Raw genomic sequence first — 24799 nt, 5'->3', positions numbered from 1 at the left:
TTTCTAAAACAAAAAAGCCAAATCAATCCTGATTTGGCTTTTAAAGTAAAAATAAGACTAAGAAACTAAAGTAACGACTTTCTTTTTGGCTTCAACTGCAGTGATTGATTTCTTTTGCAACCAAACAAGATCACAAATTCCATCTGTCGGATTAAATCCTGTTGGCGTTGTTAGTAAAATGTCGCGGATAACCTCATGATTGAATTCATGACAGGCTTTATCTAGTTTATTAAGAATAATTTCGAGCTCGTTCCAAGGCAGACATAATTCGTTTGCCGTCATAATGCGCTCATGCTCAGTACCAGTAACATCATCACCAATCAGCAATTCTTCATACAACTTTTCACCTGGACGTAAACCACTAAATTCAATCGCAATATCGCCATCAGGATTTTTTTCATCCTTAACTTCAAATCCACTTAGTCGGATCATTTTTGCTGCCAAATCGACGATTTTAACCGATTTTCCCATATCCAGCACAAAAACATCACCGCCTTTTCCCATAGCACCCGCTTGGATCACTAACTGAGAAGCCTCAGGAATGGTCATAAAAAAACGCGTAATTTCAGGGTGCGTGACAGTCACGGGACCACCGTTGGCAATTTGGCTTCTGAACAAGGGCACGACTGAACCCGATGAGCCTAAAACATTACCAAAGCGCACCATACAGAACCGAGTATTATTATCTAACTTAGATAATGCCTGCAGTACCAACTCTGCCAACCGCTTAGTAGTTCCCATGACATTGGTCGGCCTTACCGCTTTATCTGTCGAGATCAATACAAAAGTTTCGACCTTTGCAGCAATGGCAGCTTGAGCTGTATAAAGCGTGCCAAAAACATTATTACGTACACCTTCAACCACATTGTGCTCAACTAATGGAACATGTTTGTAGGCAGCAGCATGATAAACAGTTTGTACACTAAATGCCTTCATCACAGCGTCTATACGATTAGCACGTTGAACAGAACCCATCATGGGGAAGATTTCAACATCCAAACCCAACTCATTTGCCGTTAAGCGTAATTCTCGTTCAATGGCATATAAGGCATATTCAGAAAGTTCAAACAGCACTAACTTTTTAGGATTTTGCTTGAGTATTTGGCGACAAAGCTCTGAGCCTATCGACCCACCGGCGCCTGTTACCATAACCACTTTATTGCGAATATTCGCACTAAGAAGGTCGCCTCTGGGGTTTACTGCATCACGCCCTAGCAGATCATCAATTTCAACTTCTTTAATATCACTATAAAGTTTGGTGCCATTGACCAAATCAGCCATCGCCGGCAAGGTAAGCACTTGCACAGCCAATGGTTCAAGCGACAACAAGATCTCTTGCCGACGTGAGCGCGGCGCACTAGGCATCGCCAAAAGCACTTTGGTTGCAGAATTTTGCTTAATTAATTTTTTAATAATTGAAGGGGAATGAACATAAACACCTTGGATCACTATGCCATGTAGCGACTCATCATCATCAACAAAGGCAAATGGATAGTATTCATGACTCTGAACTAATGCTGTGACTAATTGACGACCACTGACTCCAGCGCCATAAATTATCACTGGCTCACCAACCCGCTTCATTCCTGAGCCCACAAGCGAACGAACCATCGCACGCGTCCCACCAACAAAAACTAAGGCAAAGGCAGCGTAAATGATAGGCACTGTTCGAGGTAACTGGGCCTCAGAATAATAGGCAACTATAACCAAACATATAGTCGAGGCTATAACACCAAACAATATTGCTGTAAGTGCCTGTAATCCCATATAACGCAATACTGCTCGATACAAGCCTAGCTTTGCAAAACCCACAATACTAAAGGGAACAACCACCATGAGTAATGCCCAATAAGCCCCATTGACGAGTACGCTGACATCGTCGACCCGAACTAATAATGCAGCCCAGAATGCAAAACAAAGGAAAACAGAATCAATAACAACGCTCACCATACGTTTGTGAGCACGTTTTAAACGGAACAAACCTTGCAAAAACTCCATTTTTCGCTCCCAATAAATAACATTCATAATTTAGCCAAAAAGTTAACCAATTCGGTGCTGTGATTCTCAAAGCTCAATTATGAGAATTATAGGATCATGGGTAACTTGAGTGACACCAGTATTGAGCAATGAGTGGAGAAGCCAAGTAATAGACAACAAGCAGAACCAATCAAAATACTAATTTCAAGTGATTAAGGATAGCCCTATTTTACTGCATCACCAGAACCACTGCCTGTCACAGTCATTAAGATATACTTAAAATAGTTTTTGATATTCAAAGTATCTATCATCTGCTTATCGGTTTCAGCAAGAAGCTTTGGTGTAGACATATCAATATTTTGAACTTGAGCCAATCCCGTCACGCCCGGCAGCACATTATAAGCACCTAAAGCATCACGCTCTTTAATCAGCTCTTCTTGGTTAAATAAGTTTGGGCGTGGACCAACCAAGCTCATTTCACCTTTTAGAACATTAATCAATTGAGGCAGTTCATCGATTTTTGTCTTACGTAAAAATTTACCGAGTTTGGTAATAGAAGCATTACTGGCTAAATGACTTGCTACAGATTTTGTTTCCAAAGACATAGTACGAAACTTAATCAAATTAAACGGTTTTTTATATCTACCAACACGAGTTTGAATGAAAATCGGCGAACCAGTATCAAATAAACCTATGATGGTAACGATTAATAATATTGGCCATAGGAATAACAAACCGAAGAATGCTGCGATAAAATCAATTAAACGAATCATAAGCTTTATTTACCTGAATCACGTAGTGTAGCCATAGCTTGCTTCATTGTTAATGGCGGTGTCCAATCCAATACTTCCTTAATATTGGAAGAGTCAACTTGTAAATTACCAAATAACTGTTCTACAACGGTAGATTTACCTGTTAGCTTACCGACCAATCTAATCAAGCTTACTGGTATTGGCAATTGAAACACCCTCTTACCTAGCCCTTCGGCAATGGCGTTTATAAAATGCTTGATTGAAACAGTTTCACAATCTGAGGCCAAAAAAATATGTCCAGCAGCATTTGGGTGAGTAGCACAAATCATCAGCAAATCAGCTAAATTCTGTACCGAAATAAAGTCACGCTTATTGGTAGCTAGACCGAAAGGTAGTATCGAAAAATTTTTTAATAACTTTGCGAGCAACCCGAAATTACCTGGTGCATCTGGCCCATAAACCAGAGTAGGTCTTACAATTACTAGTTCTAATCCTGTTTCAAATGAAATCTTTTTTAATGCTAACTCTGTGTCATATTTTGATTGGGCATAGTAATTATGAGGAACAGGATCTGATAATGGTGAAAATGGTCTTCCAAGTGTAGAGGTACCATTCACACCTATTGTACTAACAAAAACAAACCTCTTTACACCAGCCTTAGCAGCAGCTGAGGCTAAATTAATAGTACCTTCGAAATTGATGGTCCGAAAATCTACCTCTGAATAATCAGATGAATGTGCTAGCCCAGCTAAATGTATGACTGCTTGACAACTATTAAAAGCGCCACCCCACTCTGTATCTGCTGTTAACTTATCGATTGTAAAAAAATCAATTTCAGGATATAGAAACTGAAATTGATTTAAATAATCTCTTCTTATTACCGCACGGGATATATTACGCCCAGCTGAAGAAATAAAATTCTTACCAATGAAACCCGATGCTCCAGTAAGTAAAATCATGAAGCAGGCCCCTTATAAACGCACAAAGTATCAAGGAGCATTTTATCAAATGTATATTTATCGATAAAACGCTCAAAAGATCTATTCCCGAATACTTTACAAGTATTATTATTATCCCGAGAAAGTTCTGATATATATGTTGAAAGAGAAATAAAATCACCATCACCGACTAAATAACCATTCCAATTATGACTGATTAGCTCAGGAATGCCACCAACATTAGAACCTATAAGCATTTTAGAATAACTCATAGCTTCAATTAGAGACATGGGCAATCCTTCAGACTTAGAAATAAGCAAAACAACATCTGCCATTTTGTAATAACGAGATATTTCGGCGTGAAAACCTTCCAATGATATTTTTTTTTCAAGACCATAAGATACTATTTGAGATTTTACTAACTCAAAATTCTCGCCATCACCTAGCAATGATAAGTGCCAACAACTATCTTTTATCACACGCAGAGCATTTAGTAATGTATCAAAATCCTTAGGCTCTTGAAATCTAACAACAGATAATAAATTTAAACATTCAGGAGTTTTTCTTACTCCATTAAGTTCAGCAAATTCTGGAACAATAGCACCATTAGGAATTAAGCGTAACTTTTTAATACTTATCCCAATTGAATTCAATGCAAACGAATAATCTTCATCAGATACGCAAATAACACGGCTAGAGAAAAATGACAAAATCTTTTCTAAAAAGGAATAGAATTTTTTATTAAATCGACTAGCACTGCGTATATGTGACCAACCATGAGCTGTATAAATAACATTGCAATTTAAACCTATCGACGAAAGACGACCTACTAAACCAGCCTTAACAGAATGTAATGCTACAACATCAGGCTTATGCAACTTTATTAGCCTTCTTAATTGCAACAACACACCTATGTCAGCAAATAAATTGGGCTCACGTTTAAAATTAAGCAATTTATGATATGGAATATTTGATTTTTCGATTAATTCCCTAAATGGTCCATCACCAGAAGAAATTACATGGACCTCACAGTCATGATTTAATATCTCAGTTGAAATGTCGAGCACATGCTTCTGTGCTCCACCAATGGTATCAGCTCGTGTTATTACTTGAAAAACCTTCAAGCTATATCTCCTTATAAAAATCAATAGCATTCATTCTTAATGAAGAGTTTTGAATACTCATTTTTAATTAGAGGTTGAGAATAAGTACGCTCAAGTGAAACTCTAACAGCTAGTGGATCATACTCTACATCTAAAATAGAACTTATACTCTCAACAATAGAAATAATATCTCTATTCCTGGACACTCTAATGTTAGGATAGACAGCTAGTTCCAGCAGGCCTGATATAAATGGGGTCGTAACAACTCTACAACCAGCATAAAGTGATTCAAGAACTATTCCAGGTAAACCTTCAAATCGGCTTGTAACTAAACAAATATCATAATTACACAATAAGTTTCTAGCATTATTATTATAACCTTTAAAATTTATATCATCGTAAGATGAATATTTTTCTAATATTCCCTCCATGTCTTTACCGCTACCATACAAATCGAAAATACATTTTTTATTACTAGCACGTTTAAACGACAAATATGCTTCAATTGCCAGCTGAACATCTTTTTGATAATCAAATCTACCTACAAAAACAAATCTTAAAACATCGTCAATTGATGAATGAGATTTTACGCTCTCAAAATCACATATTGCATTGGGTATATAATGATTATTATTTCTAATCAAGTTATACATTGCAAATAAGTCTTTACTCACACAAACTACATCAAGCTTTGATTTTTTTAACCAAAACTGATAAAACCAAGAGACAAATTGATGAGTTTTTGCTCCAATAGCGAAAACCCAAGGGCCATGTTCGACAGCTATGTGCTTACGCTTATAAAACAAGTTAATTAATGAAAAAACCATATGATGAATAGGTAAGTTAGTCATCACAACATCATTTTCTTTCAAGATTCTGAAAACAGATGAAATACAAAATAAGACACCATACTGACTTCCTAAAAATCCAAATTTAGGCTTTTTATTTAAATGGACAATTAAGGAACATGTATTCAATTTAGAAACAACTTCGATTCCCCCTTGCCCATCCTGAATAATTACAGATACAACTCTATTTGACTCCATTCATCCTCACTCTTGTTTGAAAAATAACTAAACACGCTACGAGTTAACTCAAACTGTTCTGTTGGCAACTTTACCTCCCACAACTTGTAAGCTGATATTGCATTCAAAACATCATTTTCGCTAAACTCTAAGGGTAACAAATATCCAACCCCCTTTGAAATAATTTCTTTAGGTCCAAACTCACAATCTCTTGCTATCGGAAAAAGGTTCTTAGAAATGGCCTCGAGTATAACTAAGCCAAAACCTTCATAATTGGAAGTAAGTAGGAAAACATTATACTTATCATCAATAAATACACTTTCAATATCAGCCCTGTATTCTCTGAATTTAATAGCATGGCTTAAGGAAAGGGTATTAACCTCATCTACTAAACTCTCTTTTAAAGGTCCTTCCCCAAAGATATCTACACTAAAATCAATGTTATTATTTTTTAGCATATGAAAAAAATTAAAAGATTCTGAATAATCCTTTTGCTCAGTCAACCGTCCTACCATTAAAAAATTTAATTTTTTAGTAGGATGCCTCAAAACTGGTGAGAAAGAATGTGATACTTTATTAATTAAAGTTCTTGAATTAATATTCAAGTTATTCAACTGCCGATTAAGCCCTTCACTAACCGAATACACATTACTAGAGCTTTTAAGTTTCCAAATATAAAACTTATTAACTAAAGCTAATAAAAATCCGCCCGAAAAATCCATTTCAATATTATTGTGCACTGTATATATGACTTTAAAATAAAACCTTAACCTTATGTAATTTCCTATAAGAAACGAAAATGTATAAAGAGGAATTAATGAAATAAAAATAACATCCTTATGGAATTTTAATTTACCGAATAATTTGATTGTTTTGAATAATGAACTGCACCCTAAAACCATATAATCTACATTTTGATATTTCGGATCAACCCTGTCCTCCATCAACAAAAACTTCACACTATGTCCTTTTAAAGACAAATATTTTCCATACTGAAAAGCCATGGACTCAGCACCACCACGACTTAAACTAGGAATTAATATTACGTAAGAATTGTGAGACATATTTTTGCTGCCCTGATTCGATTTTTTCGACAAAAGAATGTGAATGTAAAATAGAAGCTTCAGACTCAAGGTAGTTAATTATATCATCGCTTGACGACTTAACTGGGGTGAATATTGGATACTGATGAATATCGTCTTTCAAAATACACCATTTGGCACCATCATCGTATGCAATACTTGCGACTCTACAACCTTGACTTAAAGCCATGATGGAACCATGCATTCTAGTACTTAGAACAAGTTCACATTCTTTGTAAAAACTTAGTATATTCGAAATCTTTTTTGAACTCAGATTTATAAAAGGAACATTAATTAGCTTTTTGAGATAATCAACATTTTCATGCGCTAAGTACACTTGTTCGATCAATACTATTTCATAGCCTTTATTGCAGAAATACATCAAAACATTATTAACCTGCTTGATATAACCATCTATATCCGACACTGCTGTTAGGCTGAATGCAATTTTTTTAACCTTTTTATAAGAAATATTTGTTCTACTGGATAGATAATCAAAACTTAAATCTTTTTTATATGAAACATCAAAATCAAAATTATCATTCATGTAAGCTAATGAAAATTTCTCTCTAGCAACATTATCAGTGTAATGATGCCAAGTATTAGCAATAAACTTTTTCACATTTGCATCTAAGCCCCAAGTACTAAATCCTGCATTTAATTTTGGAGTGTCAGGAAAAAGATTGTTTATAAAAATTTGATTGATTAACAACGGTTGATTGTTAATATAATTCTTAAGAAATGAATTGAAATCACGATAATTTCGCCCATTAAAAACAATAGCATCAAACTTTTCTTCTTTTAAATAAGATAACTTACCTAGAAAAAGTCTATTTTTCGTAATGCTATATAGTGAATTTCTTAAGTTGGCCATAACTAAACTTGAAAAAGTTCTAATGAGTCTAAAAACTCGTCCTGTATTTTGCTTTTCTGTGAAACTATCCAACTTAATAAATGTATCAAAGGAGCTTGGATGCCAAGTGACATTATCAAATTGTAGGCTTTCATTAAAGGCATTTAACTGGAATTGATTATACCCAAAACAAGAAATAACATGGATGTCATTAGAAACATCTAATGATTGTTCTAATATCTCGCATTGCATAATTGCATCACCGATATTGCCGTCACTCCAAAAATCTACAATTAGTACTTTCATAAATTAAAAGCTTCCTTAAATTCTTTTGCTCTATAGTCCCAACTAACGCAGGATTCTACAGTTCCAGTAACTTCACCGATACTTTTATACATATCATTTAAAGAAGATAAACAGCCTTCACGGTACGTGATTAAACCATTACCTTCAACTTCCCCAACTCCCCAAGAATTCGGAGCTAATACAACACAGCCACACGCAAGGCCTTCAAAAATAACTGTTGGTATGCTTTCATACCCAGTACTTGAGACAATTAATGATTTGGAACTGTTCATTAAGTTGCATAGCATACCATCAGAAACATCGCTGAAAACATCAACATTAGGGTTGCCCCTTGCAGATTCAAGCAGGCTTTTGCTAGTTCCATCAATTGCAAAATAATCATTACCTGCACAAATACAAACTTTGGCATTAGGATAGATATTAATAAAATCTAAAAATAAGTTAAGATTTTTCTTTTTTGCTAACCTACCAACCCAAATAAAGTCATATTTTCTATTCTCATTCTTATTATAAAAATCAGTGCCATTTCGAATGGAAATTATTTTCTCCTTTGGTACATTATATGTATTTACCATTTCAGAAACTTGATAGTCACTAACTGAATGCAAATAATCAGCTCTTTTGAAACTAAATTTATCAATTTCAAGCTGGATTTTCCCATTAATTAAATGGGCTATTCGCTTAACAATATTTTTTTCGTATTTCAAATCAGCTATTAATTCTGGCCAATAAGTCCCATGAGCTGTAACAATAACTTTAACATTTTTGTTTAATTTTAAGAAAGGCAAATAACTTGGTATAGTTAAATAAATTATGGTTTCGTCAGTAGCAATATTATTTATTAAATCATTTAGCTTCCTCCCTTCCGACAACCATCTAAAAATACCTTTGGCATTACTTTTCTTAATTGAATGAATTACATCCTGACATGTTTCGTATAGATCTATAGAAACAGGTACAACATCCAAATTAAATTTCATCAATGCTTTCATCAGATAATTAGCATTTTTAATCTCACCACTTACGAGACTATTCTCATCTAAATTACTAGACTTTAAATTATAACCAACGAAAATTAACTTATTTCTCACTCTATAAACTCACTTATTATTAATTAAATTATTATTTTCTTTACGCATAGTCAGACCAATGCTTATAAAAACAGCTAGTAAAAACCAAAATATTGGGGTTCTGAATGAATATGTTGATATTCCATAAACAAAAGTAGAAAGCAAAACTATTCTATTAAAACTGCTGACTTTTACTAGTACAGTTAACAAAAAAATAGCTATTGAAATAAATCCAAATAAACCATAATAGAATAACAGCCCCCCCCAAGTTGTATGCATTTCAACATTTAAAAAATCAGGATCTTTCTTACTATTAAATCGTTTATGTTCTCCTTGTCCTGAACCCAGTATTGTGTATTCAGGATATTCACTAAACCTAGTGTAACCTCGTTCATCAGCCTGTTTTTCAAGCTCTAAATTTGTTAATCTATCGAGAACAATATTATCAGATGTGTGTTGTAGAAATAATGGTACTATGGACAAAAAAAGCAAAACTAGTAGTGATAATAGAAAAAAATATATTTTATTTGATTTTAAAATCTTCCATAGAAAAAATACAACTGTGAAAAAAACTATCGCTAATATTGCAGACCTAGAAATTGTCATAGCTATAAATATTAAAAATGATAAATGCAAAAATATTGAAAAATAATTATTGATTTTGACCCTATCTTTTAAACTTAAAAAGATTGAATATGTTGATAACAACCAAAACGCCATCTGATTTGGATCATTAAATGTCCCTGAATAACGAGGGTAAAGAGTATAATTACCAAATCCAAATAAAAGAACAAACCATTGAATGGTGTACCCAATAACAACACCAAACACGATAGAACTATATGCATTATCAATCTTTCCCAAAATCCCAACAACAATAATTAACAAATAAAAATTAAAAAAGACCTGAATACTACTTATAATAAATTGTAAGTCTTCATAAATGACAAAATAATAAAAATTTATTACAAAAGAATAAATTAAAAAAGCAAATAAAAAAAGGTAGCTCTTAGTAAATGGAATAGTTTTAACTTTCGATATGAATATCGTACTTGTAAATAATATTACTAAGTGTGAAAGTTGTGGTAGACCGGACTGCCACAGATAAACCCCTGAAAAAGCGACAAATAACATTAAAGATATATTAAACATTCTAAATAACAAATATAGCTTTCACTATAACCCTAAAAAATATTCTAGAATACTTCATAACTGAATAGTAGAGACATTCAATAATAAACATTGAAATAACAGTTGATACTGCTGCACCTTTTATACCATAAATAGGAATAAAAAAATAATTCAGACATGAATTAATTAAAAATCCAATTATGCATTTATAAAGAAAGTGTATTTGAAAACCTTCATTAATATGCCACTTAATCGAAACTCTACTAATGGCAATAAATATACCCGCCCAAATATGAGTTTTTAGAATAAAAGAAGAATCTTCAAATTCATATCCATATGCATGAGAAATAATTGCATCACCAAAAATAGTTATAAACATTGCAAATGTAAATGCAATGACTATTTCTAACCGTACAAGTTTGACAATAGTATGTTGGTATTCATCAAACGATTTGGTACTAGCAGCAATTACTTTAGGAAAAAAAGTAGCAGCTATTATAGTCGGAACGAAATACCAAGATTCACTTATTTTAGCAGCAGCTGCATATACACCCAAATCTTTAGGGGTAAGCATATTAAAAATCATTATTTGATCAAGCCTTACATAGCCCATCATAGCTAATGATGCTAATGCAATTGGCCAAGCTTGTTTAAGTATTTTCTTGATTATTAAAAAATCAATTTTGTAATGAAGAGAGAAACCATTATAATGCTTAAATATAAAGTAATAAAGGAACATTAGGAATATTATTTCTATTGAAGATAGCAAAACAAAATAAATCAATTCAAATTCAAAATAAATTAAAAGCAACTTCAACGTTAAAGAAAAAAATAATTGAATGTTTTTTGAAATGGCAATAGGTTTAATATTTACACTTGCTGTATGATGGCTTTCTACAACATCAAATGACTGAAATAAAACACCAACAGTCGAAATCAAAACTAAAAAAACTATAGTCTTATCTTCAAAAAAAATATATGAAATTATAACTATTGCAAAATACAGAACAAGGCATAAAAATAATTTAACTTTAATAACTGATACTAATATTCTTAAATAATTATCTTTATCTTGCTCTTCAACAAGATATTTTATTACAATATCATTCAAGCCAAATTTAGAGAAAACATAATAAAAAGTAGATATGGTTATGACATATGAATAAACGCCAAAATCCTCAACTCCAAGATACCGAACCAATAATATTGAAATAAAAAAATTAGAAAGCAATCTGAATATTTGTTCAAAAACAGACCAAGATACATTATTTAAGTATTTATTTTGCATAATAAATTTAATCGTACTCACAAGTTATATTAACTATTAACATTGAAAAGGTAATGCAAAGTACTTTGATTCCCCACTCCCTCACTATTCCAGTCAAGAATGTTGATAGAATATGGTTAAGTTCGCTAAACAACTTTTTATATTTAAAACCTACGTTTAGACTCATTGAGACTTTAAAAATCATATTTCCGGTTTAATCAATTATATTCAAACTAGAGCTATTCATTAGATTACCGTATGAATTAGATCGCTTCACTGCAGCTTTTTTGGGCTTTGTTTCCTAAATCGAGTCAGCGAACAAAACTCTCATCATTGTTCAAATATCAAGCTACATAGTGGGTTTCAGGCATACCTAGCCCAGTAAGCTTGTTCAAAGCCCTAATCATCGCGTAAGTTTCTCCCACCTGAGCGTTATAATTCCGCATGCTCAACGTGCCTCCTAGCAGTTGTTTTATCCTGTACATAGCGGTTTCTGAGATTGAGCGGCGATGATAACCATACCGTTTTTTCCATTGCTTATTTGAGCCATGAAGCTGTTGCCAACTGACGGCTAAGTTTCGTGGATGCCCTTGTTCCCATAGCGCAGCACCTTCCCTAGGTGGAATGAGCACTAAAGCGCGTTTTCGACGAACTGCTTCGTGACAGGCTTTCGGGTCGTAAGCACCATCACCCGAGATATTGCGGATTTTTCGATGGGTTTGCTTAAGTAAATTGGGCATCACTTCAGCGTCTGTTACACCTGATAAACTGAGTTCTGCGGCAATAATTTCATGGCTATGTGTATCTACGGCAATATGCAGTTTACGCCACACTCGGCGCTTTCCATCTGTGCCATGTTTCTTCACTTTCCACTCACCTTCGCCATAGACCTTCAAGCCTGTTGAGTCGATAGCTAAGTGCTCAATGGCGCCGCGAGTCTTGGTTTTAAAAGCAATATTGACCGTTTTCGCGCGTTTTGCGGGCAAGATAATGGGATGTCACCCAGTTTAAACACCGAATTGATAAAGCCCTGTAAGGCTCTCAGTGGCATAGAGAAAATACGCTTAACCATCAACGCAGTGGTAATGGCTAAGTCGCTAAACACTTGAGGACGACCTTTCTTGGGCTGCTCGACCTTGGCTTTCCACTTAGCAATTGCATCCTCATCAATCCAGAAGGTAAGTGAACCGCGGTTGATTAAGGCTTGGTTGTATTGCTTCCAGTTGGTTGTTTTATAGCGAGGTTTTGACACGGTTAATGGGTAAGTTGATAGGCGATGCCGATCAGATCAGCGGCTACGGTTTTAGTTCAACCTATTTAGGAAACAAAGCCGCTTTTTTGTTAAAATAATCCAGAATACAATAGTAAATACCGTAAATTCTCACGTCTGTATCTAAACCTTTCAGTTCGAACTGAGACACTTTTTAGTAATTTTGAGATTGTCGACTTCCTACTCCTATTGAGCGCTTAGGTTTTACTGTTTCTCTGCTGTTTAATTTATTGCAGCAGTCCTTATGGGCAGATAAAAAAGGACTAGGTATTAGATAATAGGTTGTCTTCTTTTCTTACAAAATGCCTTACCAATACCAACATAACGCCAAGCATTCCGCCAAGGAAGGTGCCTAATACGCAAATTAATGCGCGTTTAGGTTTTGCCTTTTCTTCTGGCGCTAGGGCTGGGTCGATGGTTTTGAACACATATTCATCGCGTACTTCGGCAAACATAATAGTTTTAGCTTGTTCTTCCACCAACTTATAGAGAATCGCTTTAATATCGGCGACGTTGGTTAGCGCAATCTGTCTATTTAAAAACTCACTACTGCGATTGGCTTCTGCTACATCACGCTCTTTCATCACTTTATTAATATCTTTAATGAGCCATGACAACCATTGCTGAGCAACTGTGGGCGATAAATGCTCCACGGTTAGCGTGACCATTCCCGTTGCTTTATCCGTATTAATAGCTAATATTTTACTAAAGGCTTTATAGGCCTCTTGCATTGATGGCTCAGGTTTTAATGGTGCTTTAACTTCACGGATCCAAGTATTTGTGGCTTCACTATAGGCATCTTCATCATAGATAAGTTTATCTGCATCACGATCCCATTTTTTGGCGGCCATTAAGCTCGGTAAAATATTATGTTTTTGAATAAACTCACCGGTAAATTGACGTGATTTTAATACTTCAATAGCAAGTTGGGTTTTATCCGTACCACCTTTTCCGCCTAAATTAACTCCAGCGAGACTGGCTAAGCCACCAAATTGAGAGGCTAACGCACTCAAGCCACCTCCTTGCTCTTCAGCTGCCGGGGCCAGTAATGCCTCAGACTTATAGATATTTGGCAAATACAGAGCAAGTGCCACAGAACCAATAGCAAATACTGCTGTAATGGCAATGATTAACCATTTGTCTTGCCAAATTACGGAGAACAACTCGCGGAGATCAATTTCGTCATCTGGCACTTGAGGAAACCTTGCGTCGGATTGGTATGTGTTTGGATTTTGAGTAATTTGTGTGTTCATTGGTTCTTCAGGTTCTAGGCCCTAGGTGCTAAGCCCTAGGAAAGCTTAAAGATATTTAAAGAAAGTGTTAGGAAAAGCAGAGCACTGCGCTTCTAGGGGCTAGCGCCGAGAGCGAAGCGTCCTAAGTGCTAGGGCCTAGAGCGAGCTTGCGAGCGTTCTAGCAGCAGCGCTTTTTGCTGCGTCCTAGAGGCCGAAGGCCGTCCTAGTTTTTAAGTACTTTTATAATCTGCGGACTCTTCTCGGACACTGCCTTTTCGTATTTTTATCAAAGAAGCAATCATTGCTGAAATTTCTTTAGCCTCTTTGATAAGAGTCATTCCGTTTTGCTTGTCTATCACGCCAATTTCTATCGCAATATATATCTGAGTAATCAGTTCCCCAGATGAGCCTTTTGCAAAATAAAGAAATCTTGCTGACTCTGCATTCGACTCACGTTCCTCGCCTTACTCGGTAAATCCATGTACCTCACCTCTTCGAGGCCGATGCTAAACTCACATCGTTCAAAAGTTGCTCCTGCACTTTTGTCTGCAATGTTTGAGGGAATAGAAACTGCCGCTCTGGTCATCTGATCTCTGAGCCCATAATCTCGGCAATTTTTAAGTTCCTTATATACATCACATGAAAGGCGACAAGCGCGTTTCCAAACATCCAGTTGTTCGAATCGCATTGGGGCTCCTTAAAAGCAGAAACTAGGACGCTGCGCTTCTAGGGCCTAGGGCCTAAATCCTAGAGCCATGCAGTGGCGTACTAGCAGGCCGAAGGCCGTTCTAGCGCCGCTAATCCTTGATAGCAAAAATCAAAAATTACCGCGTATAACTGCTGGCGGATGACAACTTCTAGCAATGGTTCGTCCAGATTCAAATAATCATGCACCAACACATTACGCATGCCGATTATCTGACGCCAAGGCGCATTGCCTTTAAGTAAGCCTGCGTTATTTAAAATATCAAAGGCTTGATAGGCCTCCAATATTGGACGTTGATTTACTTGTTGCGCCCAATGTTTGGCAATACCAATTGCTGACTCAATGCTTATTTGCATTAAACGTTGTAAAGCTAAACGCTGATATTTATCAAGTGGTGCCTGCAAAAAGTGGTTACGCAATTCTTCTAAATCACTTTGGCACTGCTGCACATGGACACGCATTGCCGCTAAATACCCGTCATGTTTTATGTTATCGCTCATGTATCACCCACTGCTGTAGTTTTTACCTGCTGTAGATAGTCGGTTTCATATCGCGACATGATTTTCCCCACACCTTGCAGCATTAAACCTCGCTCACGGCAATACCAAAGGGTATTGGCTTGTAGAACTTCGATACCAAGCAGAATGGGTGCTTGCATAAGGTCAATCACCGACAATTGGCCATCACGTAGCTGTAAACTTTGCTGCCAATCCAGTAGAAGCATCTCGGGACGCATACGCCGAGCAAAAATATCTGGCTCAAAGGAGGTAAACTGCACAGCTAAATCTAAATCACTGTGCTCATGAGCCAATCCCTTAGCGTGCGAACCGTATAGCCAAAGCGCGTTTATTTGCTTATCTGCATCAGCCAATTTCAACAACTGCATCTTGCAACGGTTAAATTCTTGCTCAGTCATGGTACCTCCGTGGAAAAGCAGAGCGATTGCTAGAAGCAAGGGTGCTTCGCTGCTAGCAGCAGCGTTTTGTACTGCGCCCTAGAAGTTGCGGAGCAACGCCCTCAAACTTTGCTACAGCCCTGAGATTACAGACACTGCGACAGCTGTGTTGTAGATAATGCCAGTGACTTGGCTCCAAAGCGTTAAGTTATCTTTGTATTCAGTATCTAACGGTACAACTATGGTATCGCCTGGTTCCATGGCACTTCCGCCATTAAACCAAAAAGATGATTCAGGCATTTGGACTGAGCCATCAGCTTTCAGTACATAAGAGCGTGATTCATCGGCACGTTTACGCGCTCCGCCGGATAAAGCTAGATATTGATCGAAAGTCATACCTTGCTTATATCTGTGTGTGCTTGGGTGTTGCACTTGACCCATAACTGAAATAGTTTGATTGGTCGGTGGAATGTACAAGGCATCGGCATCCTCAAGCATAAGGTTTGCGCTATCAATCCCTAATTCTATGGCATTAATATCAACAACTAATCGACCCACCGTTTTGACATTCTCAAGCTCATTGAGCATCTGCTGTGAATCGTTATAACCAATAGTTGGGGTATCTTTGGTCAACGCTTTCGCGGCAATCTCTCGGCGCAATTCATCAGCAAGTTTTGATAACTCAAGTTGCTCTTTATCTTTTACTGATTTACGTAAAAATACCGCACTGCGAGGAGCCGCATCGTTCGTTAAGCCGCCAGCACGAGCAAGAACATCCTTTAAACTTTCACCGCGTTGAATGCTATAGGTACCGGGGAACTTAACTTCCCCTTTAATGGTTACCCAACGAGTATCTTGCCAATCAGGAAGGGTGCGAACTGTCAGAATATCGCGGCTTTGTAGCTTAATATTTGCAGATGGATCATTTTGCATTACGCGGTCTAAGCTCAGCTGCACATGCTCAACTGACACCCCATTTTGCTCTGATACTTGTTGGCGAGTTAATTCCGCTGCAAGGGTATAAGCGCCTTCCTCTAAACCACCGGCAGCGATAAGTAGCTCTTTAACATCAGCATTAATGGTGATGGGATATTGGCCAGGGAAACGCACATTTCCATTAATATTGACCAACTTAGCAGCGTCGCCAAAACGGCTTTGCTCTCTAAGTTTTTGAATTATTGGCTTTAGTAACGCTTCGCGGTCTGCATAATCAAACACTATGATTGAATCACGCGGATTCAATTGAGGATTGTAGTGTGATTTAGGCTCACCTATTGCGCGTCCGAGGGCAATACGCTCAACTTGAATATCGCCGCGCTGATTTATCTCACGTACTAGTAAGGCATAATCCAAATCAGCTGAAATGGTGAGATCACCCCAAATTGAAGGAAGCAAATCCGCAACGGTCAGACCTTTCGTCCATTGATACTTACCAGGTCGAACGACAGCACCAGCGACAGTAATCGCATTATCGATACGGCTGGAGGCCGATCTTACATTTAAAAGGTCACCATTTTTAACTAAGGTGTTTAAACCCGCATTTTCGGTTAAATCAACACTGATTACGGTTTTAACTGATTCGTTACTGAAACGTTCAACCGTACTTGCTTTAGGATAAGCGCCTGGGTTTAGACCACTCGCCATGCGAATAACATCGGCCATTGTTTCATTATTTTTGAGTTCATAAATAGCGGGACGACGAACCTCCCCCATCACACTCACCGAACCACCTGAAGAGGGAATGAATACGACATCACCAGATTGTAAACGAATATCCCCAGAGGCATCCCCGCGAAGCAGAAGATCATATAAGTCTAAGTGGCCTACCGTTTTACCAGCACGCTTAATTTGAATATTGCGTAAACTACCAATTTGGTTCACGCCACCAGAGATAAATAGGGCTTGAGTAATTGTCGATAAACTTGAAACTGTGTAAGAGCCTGGTTGGAAAGCATCACCTGCAACGAAAATGCGGATTGAGCGTAATTCGCCCATAGTGATATTTGATTCAATGCCGATCATGCTTTGGCTAATCTTTTGCTGTAATAATTCGCGCACCTCAGCAAAACTCAAACCAACCAGCGATATAGGCCCTAAATTAGGAAACTGAATGGCACCATCACGGCCCACTGTTAATGTGTATTGGTTATTTTCTTTACCGAACAACTGAACATTCAGACTATCACCAGGACCAATCATATACTCAGCAGGTACAGGTACATCGCTAACTGGCGCAAATGTACTTGGTGAACCCGCAAAGAGATCGTAACCAAAACGCTTTAGTTGATTTTCTTTCTTGTCTTCAATTGCCTCAACCGTAGATTCTGACTTAGTCGCTTGATTTAACTGGTCGCTTTCCGATTGATCAACCACATTATTTTTCTCCGCGCGCGGAGTCACTACTGTAGGATTTTCAACAACTGTCGCTGTAGCACCAGCCCCAGTTATGATTGAAGGGTCAACACCATATTGGCGTGCTAATCTTTCTTGTTCAGACTTAGGTAATGCTTTGAACTGCTCGATCATCTGCGGAGATGGCGTAATGGCATTAGCCTGCGCGCCCATCAAAATCGCGGCACTTATGCCTAGTATGATGAATTTTTTGACTTGTCGTAGCACCAGATATCTCCGTTTATAAAAATTGGGGCAAAACTTATTTTTTAGAATTTAGATGTAGCACAATTTGTTCTACGTTTGAGCAGTAAACAGCTTGATGTCTTTACATAAACTGAAATACATAATGCCTTTCTGGCACGCTACCGATCCGCGTGGCGGCCTGAGGCCTTCGGCGTTCGCTTAACGAATGAAACTATTCATTCGATAAATATATCCCTATATAACTGCCAGTTCGGTATCCGTACCTCTCGTTCGAGGGCTCAACCTTCGGTTTCTCACCTTTCAGGCACGCTACCGCCCATAGATTGCGGCTTCTATATTGCCCTTCGCGACGCGAAAATTCATATTTTTCAAGCAATAAAGCTATAACATTCTTTGATATAAAGAATGGCAAGGCTCTAATCCTTTAGTATTCCTAGCGAGTAACATCATCAAACTTGTGAGAAAACACGCCGAGCAATTTCTACTTTGGGTAAGCAAAAACAAATAGCTTAACTAGGCTAATTGTCGTCTTTGCCTCAATATCCACATTTAACACTTAGCTAGCCTCCACTATGGGCGACAAGATTATTAAAACATTATCACAACATTGAGTTTTACAAGTCTACTGTAAACTTTCAGTTTTAGCTGGTTAATTAACAAGCAAACACAAGGCATTTGTTCGAATTTTAAACAACAATTTGTTGCCAAACCAACCAACTATTTCAGACAACCTGTAACTCATTGATTTATATGTTTTTCAATGATTTTTATTTATTGTAGGCAAAAAGCAATAATCACTAAAATAGCTAATATCCTACAAAAACTTCATCTTAAGTCTGACAATGAAGTGTGATCCAACTCGCTAAATACTAACCCGCTCAACAGTTTGTTCTGGCACTGTAACTGTCTTTATTTGTCCCATTATGTTGAATAGAACATGACAACGCTTGTTCGGGCATTTTTCTTGGAAAATACCTTCTAAATCAACAAATGGTCCATCAGTAAAACGAATTTTTTCCCCAGTTTTTAGCTCTGGTACTTCGGCTAATACCGTTTGGGAAGGCGTTAATTCTTTCATGCGAATGGCATGGATAATTCTGTCGTCAATGGGCGTCATTTTTTCTTGACAATTAACGATTCGATTCACACCACGAGTAGAGTGGACCTGCCTAACACTTGTTTGGCTTGGGTCGAAATTGATGAATAAATAATTAGGGAATAATGGTACACGACAGACTTGTTTCCGCCCGCGTTGAGATTTCTCTTCAGAGACCATTGGCAAATACGTCTCTAAATTTTGAAGTGCTAAGTTCTGTTGTGCTCTCGCTTCACTACGAGGCTTACAATACAAAAGGTACCATGCCTTCATACGCTAATCTCACTACCCTATTTTAAGTGACGTCCATTCACGGGCGGCAATCATAGCAAAGATGCTTAAGTCGATGGAAGCAGTTTTTCGCCGTTCTCTGACATCTCGCTCGGTATACATACAATGCGCACTTAGATTAGCGAATTCACATCTAAAAGCACGGTAATACTATATTGCTGATAATGTCACCACTTGGTTTACCAAAATTGACTTTGGTTGCTTTTAAGGGGTATATAAGGTGGGATTTTAGCGAAAATACTCATTTCACAGCTAAAAATATTACTTTTATTATAAAAACGTAACAATAACCCATACGTAACTAGCGGTTATTCAACAATTAATGAATGCATTAGTATGAATTGATTGCTGATTAAACCTGCAGGCGATATGGGGACGAGCAACAACCATTTTTCTGTGGTGACATCATCCTGTTTCAGGGGCCCACAGGCAATCACGAGCTTAAGGTGGAAGACTTCATGAGCGTAGCAAAACCACAAGGAACGATGCTTGGGCATCCTAAGGGATTGTTCCTGCTGTTTACAACAGAACTTTGGGAACGTTTTAGTTATTATGCAATGCGCGCCATTTTGGTGCTGTATTTAGTTGATAAAGTACAGAGTGACGGCGGGCATGGTCTAGGTTGGACTCAGGCTGAAGCATTATCACTTTATGGTACCTTCACAGGTTTAGTTTACTTAACGCCACTTATCGGCGGTTGGTTAGCCGATAACATTTTGGGCCAACGTAAAGCCATTTATTTGGGTGGTGCTTTAATGGCTGCCGGCCAATTCTTACTTGCCGCGCCGCATAGCTGGATCCCAGGTTTAGAAACAACGGTGTTCTATATCGGCCTAGGAACTCTTATCTTAGGTAACGGTTTATTTAAGCCAAACATCTCCACTATGGTGGGGGATCTATACGAAGAAGGCGACCACCGTCGTGATGGCGCATTTACCATTTTCTACATGGGCATCAACTTAGGTGCTGCCCTGTCAGGCTTTATTGTGGCCTGGGCTTATACTAGCTTCGGACACGCTACTATCGTTGACGGACAAGAAGTGTTTGTTAACAACTGGCAAGCAGGTTTCTTCTGTGCCGGTGTTGGTATGATTTTCTCTTTAATCATCCAATTTTTGTTCGCGCAGAAGTATTTAGGCGATATCGGAAGAGTGCCAGCCGCTAAGCTTGAAAAGCAAAAAGCTGAAGAGAAAGGCGAAGTACGTAAAGAACCCCTGACCAAAGTTGAACGTGACCGTATTAAAGTCATCATGGTAATGGGTTTGTTCACGATTATCTTCTGGGCTGGTTTCGAACAAGCTGGCGGTTTAATGAACTTGTTTACTAACGAGTTCACCGATCGCATGGTCGGTAGCTTTGAAGTCCCAACCACTTGGTTCCAATCATTAAACGCTATCTTTATTGTATTATTTGCACCTGTGATTGCTTCTATCTGGATCCGCTTAGGTAAGAATGAACCTAACTCTCCAGTGAAATTTGCACTGGGTCTGTTCTTACTCGCGATCGGTTTCCTATTTATGATCGGCGCTGTAATGCAAATGGGCGGTGATGCATCGGTTAAATCGAGCATGTGGTGGTTAGTGGGCGCTTATTTCTTCCACACTATGGGTGAACTTTGCTTATCACCTATCGGTTTATCTATGGTGACTAAGTTAGCACCTCTGCGTATCGCATCTTTGATGATGGGCGCTTGGTTCCTATTCGTTGCTGCCGCCAACAAGATTGGCGGTGTGGTTGGCTCATTCATCGGCCATGGCGGTGCAAAAGAAGAACAACTGGCAAATGCAATGGCGATTTTCTCTGGCATTGCCATCACAGCAGCTCTTTCAGGCATTATCCTGTATTTTATGGCTGATAAATTAGTGGACTGGATGCATGGCGCTGAAAGCAAGCACCAGACTGAAGCAGAAGTATTAGAAAGTGAAATTGCTGTAACTGCGGAACATGAAGCAATAAAACGCTAATTAGCTATTCGACTGTAAAAACAAAAACGCCTTACTAGCAATAGTAAGGCGTTTTTTTTATGTCGAATTTGGACTGAATACTGATTTCATTTAAGACGAACTAGAGGCTCAACTGCAGGAAGCCACCTTCGGGGATTGTGGCATCGTAAACCAACCCCTTAAATTTATTATCAAGCAAAGCCTGTTTATGTTCAGGCTCACTGGTCGCAATACACAACTGCTCTTGCGGTAAAATACTGCGGAACTGAATGCTCGGCTTACCCCAATCTAATACGCCCAGCTGTAGGCTCTCTGAAAGCGCTAGCGGGCTTAATCCCTCGTCATTACGCAGATAACAACGCAGTCCCTTCCCAGCCTGTGCGATAGCAGCACGGTACTTAGTTAGCTCAATGGAGACATAAATCATATCCGCTTTGATATCGAGTCCCGATTTAACTAGACGCTCGTTCAAATAGCTCATCATATTGAATGGTTCAATAATGCTTTGGCTTTGGCCATTTCGAAAATCTTTAAGCTTCTGATTAACAAAACTTCTCAGCAGAACACAGGCAAAAGCGGCTCTATTATCTTCGGGATATAAATGCGCCATATACATGATCAAGTGATCAGTGCCGACCATTGCTGAATCAATAAAGTAACTGCTAATGTCACTGTTTTTATACAAACTGTAGTCAACTTTGGCGGCAGGGTAACTGATGTTTGAAGCGGGGAATAATTGTTGCTGCACTTGCTTGGCTGCGGCAACACTTTGCTCGAGCAAAGCGAGGTTGTCGCTTAACTCTTGATGAGATAGGGCTTCAAAATCCGCGGCTTGGGTATCATCAATGTAGGAATTATGTAGGCTTTGCTTAATGGCTTGTTCGATGATGAATAAATCGGATACTGGCTTAACGAGATAATCACTGGCGCCAATCCTTAGGGCTTCAACAACGTCAGCCATGACATTATTACCTGAGATCACAACTGAAGGAACCAGTGGCGCTAACCTTGTCATTTCCTTAAGCATATCAAGCCCACCAAGCTTAGGCATGCTTAAGTCTGCAAGAACAACATCAAAGTGCTGCGATTTGAAAAATGATAATCCTTCTTCACCATCACAGGCTTGTGTAACTTGCGCGCCTCTACTATCAAGAAAGCTTGCAACAATCTGCCTAAACACAGGATCATCTTCAACTAAAAGAACCGCAACACCATTTAACGCCATAAAAGTTCCTGAATAGAATTCATCGCATTGCCATTACTCAAGTGAACATACCGATAACGTTATTCGATAAGGCGAACACTTGCATACTAAAGACAAATGCTGTCAAGTACGGCCTATTGGTTACTCTAGCTCCTGCATATACTGTTCGAGTAACTCATCATCATCTTGTTTTTGAGGAACATTCCCATCATAGACTTTATAGTCCATGTGTTGTAAATACGCATCTTTGACAAAGGCATAGGGATCGAGTGCATTATCAACGAGTCGCTCTTGATCGATCGCAGATGCTCTGGAGTGAAGATTTTTAAGTCCCCATTTAACAATGGTTTGCCACATTGTTAGCTCAGACAAGGGAAAGTATAGACCATCAACCCAATCAGACGCGAGTTCTCGCACGACATAAGGACCCGCAAACGGTGCCATGAAATAAGGTCCATTGGGTACGCCATAATAACCAAGCACTTCGTTAAACTCATCTTGCTTACGGCTCATGCCCATCATATCTGCGACGTCAATGACACCTAATAGACCAACAGTTGTGTTAATCGTAAAGCGTCCACCCGCATTCGCCGCCCAGCCCCACTTTCCCTGCAGCACGTTGTTTACTAAGCTGCTCGGTTCTTCTAAATTCTGTACAAAATTATTGATGCCCGTTTTAGCAGGCATAGGAACGTAATCGTTGTAACCATGGGCAACAGGACGATATAAATATCTATCTAAATAGAGATAGTTAAAATCCCACATCGCACGGTTAAAGCCTTCGAACGGGTCGCGGGGATCATCATAGGTGATTTGTACCTTAGCAGGGGTTTCCTGCGGAATGGTATCTGATGCGGGTACTTCAGCCGCTTGCACTTTAGGCAACAGCAATAACCCCAAAGATAATCCCATCCATTTTAACTTCATATCGCTCTCTTAATATAAATGTACAGCTTAGGCAGCAAGTTTTCGCTAAAGTGACAATACAAAAATGACGATATAAAGATAATTCGTCTTAGTGGCATACTATCCAGTATGACAGTTCCGTTGTCACAAGGCGCATAAGCATACTTGGCAAAAAAAATTGGTCAATTGTTAATTTTACAAAACGAATGTATCGCCGAATAAACTATATAAGGTCTATAAATGGAGTCGATTCCACTTGTTAGCAGTCGAACCCCGCAGTTACATACTGCGATGGCCCAAGCTGATGCTCTCAATGCTTCTCCGCGCCCTATTCCAGCTCAGGTGCAAACCTCGCCTGAAGGAGATAGTATTATTCTAAACGGTACAGAATATAATTTAAAGCTTGTTAACGCTCAGCAGCGGCAAATATTATTGACAGCGAATACTTTTCTAGTCACGCCTATTACGCAAAACACGCAACCAACAACCGCAGCGACTCAAAATCCCATCAGCCAACTGCTTGCTCTAGCCACGCCTATTGCGTTGAAAGTTCCAGAGGCTGTTATCAATTTGGCGCAACAAAATGGCATATCTCAGGCACAGCTTTCGGCTCTTGCGGCTCGAACTCAAGGTTACCCATTACCGAACGTCACAATTATTAACAAAGAGTTTCAATTTGCTAATGGCACTGTTGTAGCACAAGATTCTGGACCTCAGCTGAATCAAGGAGAATTCTTAGCAAAAATAACCTTTCAGCAAGGGCGACCTATTTTATTACTCACCCCAATACAGAGCAAACTCGAAATCGTTATTGGGGCGCCAGTAAATGAAACTCAGGTTCCCACAAATAAATTGTCTTCTGACATTGTGATCGCCAAAGTTGAACCAGTTCAGATCATCGCTTCCTTTTTAAAAAAACTTGAAGCTATCGTTTTTTTACCTGAACCAACAAAACAAACGACTACAGCAAAGGTAGATGCACCGGAGACTAAGGTAAGCGGTAGAACAGCTCAACCACAAACATTAGATACAAGTACCGAAGGCATCAAAAACAAAAGCATAAACGATGCTGGCTTACCGCTTTCGAATACTAATAAAGGACTTGCCACAAACCTTAACAGCTCATTAGGCTCTTCAAGTTCGCTAAATTCACA

18 protein-coding genes and 3 pseudogenes are annotated in these 24799 nt (G+C 38.3%); 2 read left to right on the top strand and 19 right to left on the bottom strand.

Annotation, left to right across the window (positions count from 1 at the left end; all coding sequences use genetic code 11):
• Positions 1-57: 57 nt before the first annotated feature.
• The 17 genes and pseudogenes from Q4Q50_RS01590 to rfaH form a co-directional block, all read right to left on the bottom strand.
• Positions 58-1998 carry a polysaccharide biosynthesis protein gene (locus Q4Q50_RS01590; RefSeq protein ID WP_311898273.1) on the bottom strand — a complete coding sequence of 647 codons (1941 nt, stop codon included), beginning with the start codon at positions 1996-1998 and terminating at the stop codon, positions 58-60.
• Between the two features lie 203 nt (positions 1999-2201).
• Entirely contained in the window at positions 2202-2750 is a 549-nt protein-coding gene (locus Q4Q50_RS01585; RefSeq protein ID WP_311898044.1) for a sugar transferase, read from the bottom strand.
• A gap of 5 nt (positions 2751-2755) precedes the next feature.
• Positions 2756-3688 (bottom strand): NAD-dependent epimerase/dehydratase family protein, encoded by a 933-nt coding sequence (locus Q4Q50_RS01580; RefSeq protein ID WP_311898043.1) that lies wholly within the window; start codon positions 3686-3688, stop codon positions 2756-2758.
• Positions 3685-4791, bottom strand: coding sequence for a glycosyltransferase family 4 protein (locus tag Q4Q50_RS01575; RefSeq protein ID WP_311898042.1), 1107 nt, complete (start codon positions 4789-4791; stop codon positions 3685-3687). Before Q4Q50_RS01575 ends, Q4Q50_RS01580 begins: the two co-directional genes overlap by 4 nt.
• A gap of 20 nt (positions 4792-4811) precedes the next feature.
• Entirely contained in the window at positions 4812-5816 is a 1005-nt protein-coding gene (locus Q4Q50_RS01570) for a glycosyltransferase family 4 protein (RefSeq protein WP_311898041.1), read from the bottom strand.
• Complete coding sequence (locus tag Q4Q50_RS01565) at positions 5789-6859, bottom strand: glycosyltransferase (RefSeq protein WP_311898040.1); 1071 nt, start codon at positions 6857-6859, stop codon at positions 5789-5791. The genes Q4Q50_RS01570 and Q4Q50_RS01565 overlap by 28 nt, the downstream gene beginning before the upstream one ends.
• Positions 6825-8036, bottom strand: a complete 1212-nt coding sequence (locus Q4Q50_RS01560) for a polysaccharide pyruvyl transferase family protein (protein ID WP_311898039.1) — start codon at positions 8034-8036, stop codon at positions 6825-6827. Before Q4Q50_RS01560 ends, Q4Q50_RS01565 begins: the two co-directional genes overlap by 35 nt.
• Positions 8033-9127 carry a glycosyltransferase family 4 protein gene (locus Q4Q50_RS01555; protein WP_311898038.1) on the bottom strand — a complete coding sequence of 365 codons (1095 nt, stop codon included), beginning with the start codon at positions 9125-9127 and terminating at the stop codon, positions 8033-8035. The genes Q4Q50_RS01560 and Q4Q50_RS01555 overlap by 4 nt, the downstream gene beginning before the upstream one ends.
• A gap of 9 nt (positions 9128-9136) precedes the next feature.
• Positions 9137-10258, bottom strand: coding sequence for an O-antigen ligase family protein (locus tag Q4Q50_RS01550; RefSeq protein WP_311898036.1), 1122 nt, complete (start codon positions 10256-10258; stop codon positions 9137-9139).
• Between the two features lies 1 nt (position 10259).
• On the bottom strand, positions 10260-11525 hold the full coding sequence (locus Q4Q50_RS01545) for a flippase (RefSeq protein WP_311898034.1): 1266 nt from the start codon (positions 11523-11525) through the stop codon (positions 10260-10262).
• A 323-nt stretch (positions 11526-11848) separates the two neighbouring features.
• Positions 11849-12756 (bottom strand): annotated as a pseudogene (locus tag Q4Q50_RS01540) (IS5 family transposase).
• 281 nt (positions 12757-13037) lie between these two features.
• Entirely contained in the window at positions 13038-14027 is a 990-nt protein-coding gene (locus Q4Q50_RS01535) for a Wzz/FepE/Etk N-terminal domain-containing protein (RefSeq protein WP_311898033.1), read from the bottom strand.
• Positions 14028-14236: 209 nt separating this feature from the next.
• Positions 14237-14694: pseudogene (locus Q4Q50_RS01530) on the bottom strand (four helix bundle protein).
• An 80-nt stretch (positions 14695-14774) separates the two neighbouring features.
• Positions 14775-15212: a type VII toxin-antitoxin system HepT family RNase toxin gene (hepT, locus tag Q4Q50_RS01525; protein ID WP_220777718.1), complete on the bottom strand. Its 438-nt coding sequence runs from the start codon at positions 15210-15212 to the stop codon at positions 14775-14777.
• On the bottom strand, positions 15209-15628 hold the full coding sequence (mntA, locus tag Q4Q50_RS01520) for a type VII toxin-antitoxin system MntA family adenylyltransferase antitoxin (protein ID WP_311898031.1): 420 nt from the start codon (positions 15626-15628) through the stop codon (positions 15209-15211). The genes hepT and mntA overlap by 4 nt, the downstream gene beginning before the upstream one ends.
• Before the next feature lie 111 nt (positions 15629-15739).
• On the bottom strand, positions 15740-18226 hold the full coding sequence (locus Q4Q50_RS01515) for an SLBB domain-containing protein (RefSeq protein ID WP_311898030.1): 2487 nt from the start codon (positions 18224-18226) through the stop codon (positions 15740-15742).
• An 841-nt stretch (positions 18227-19067) separates the two neighbouring features.
• Positions 19068-19574, bottom strand: a complete 507-nt coding sequence (gene rfaH / locus Q4Q50_RS01510) for a transcription/translation regulatory transformer protein RfaH (protein WP_115334226.1) — start codon at positions 19572-19574, stop codon at positions 19068-19070.
• Between the two features lie 476 nt (positions 19575-20050).
• Here rfaH and Q4Q50_RS01505 point away from each other — a divergent pair, with 476 nt between their 5' ends.
• Entirely contained in the window at positions 20051-21556 is a 1506-nt protein-coding gene (locus Q4Q50_RS01505) for a peptide MFS transporter (RefSeq protein ID WP_311898029.1), read from the top strand.
• Positions 21557-21656: 100 nt separating this feature from the next.
• Here the strand turns inward: Q4Q50_RS01505 and Q4Q50_RS01500 are convergent, their stop codons facing one another.
• The gene (locus tag Q4Q50_RS01500) at positions 21657-22760 is read right to left on the bottom strand and encodes a response regulator (protein ID WP_106651056.1); all 1104 of its coding nucleotides are present in this window, start codon (positions 22758-22760) and stop codon (positions 21657-21659) included.
• A 120-nt stretch (positions 22761-22880) separates the two neighbouring features.
• Positions 22881-23666: an MlaA family lipoprotein gene (locus Q4Q50_RS01495; protein WP_311898028.1), complete on the bottom strand. Its 786-nt coding sequence runs from the start codon at positions 23664-23666 to the stop codon at positions 22881-22883.
• 219 nt (positions 23667-23885) lie between these two features.
• Here Q4Q50_RS01495 and Q4Q50_RS01490 point away from each other — a divergent pair.
• Positions 23886-24799 (top strand): annotated as a pseudogene (locus Q4Q50_RS01490) (flagellar hook-length control protein FliK); the annotation flags it as partial.

It is taken from the genome of Shewanella scandinavica (assembly GCF_031932065.1).
GTDB lineage: Bacteria > Pseudomonadota > Gammaproteobacteria > Enterobacterales > Shewanellaceae > Shewanella > Shewanella baltica.
This window is presented reverse-complemented; position numbering and strand designations above follow the sequence as displayed.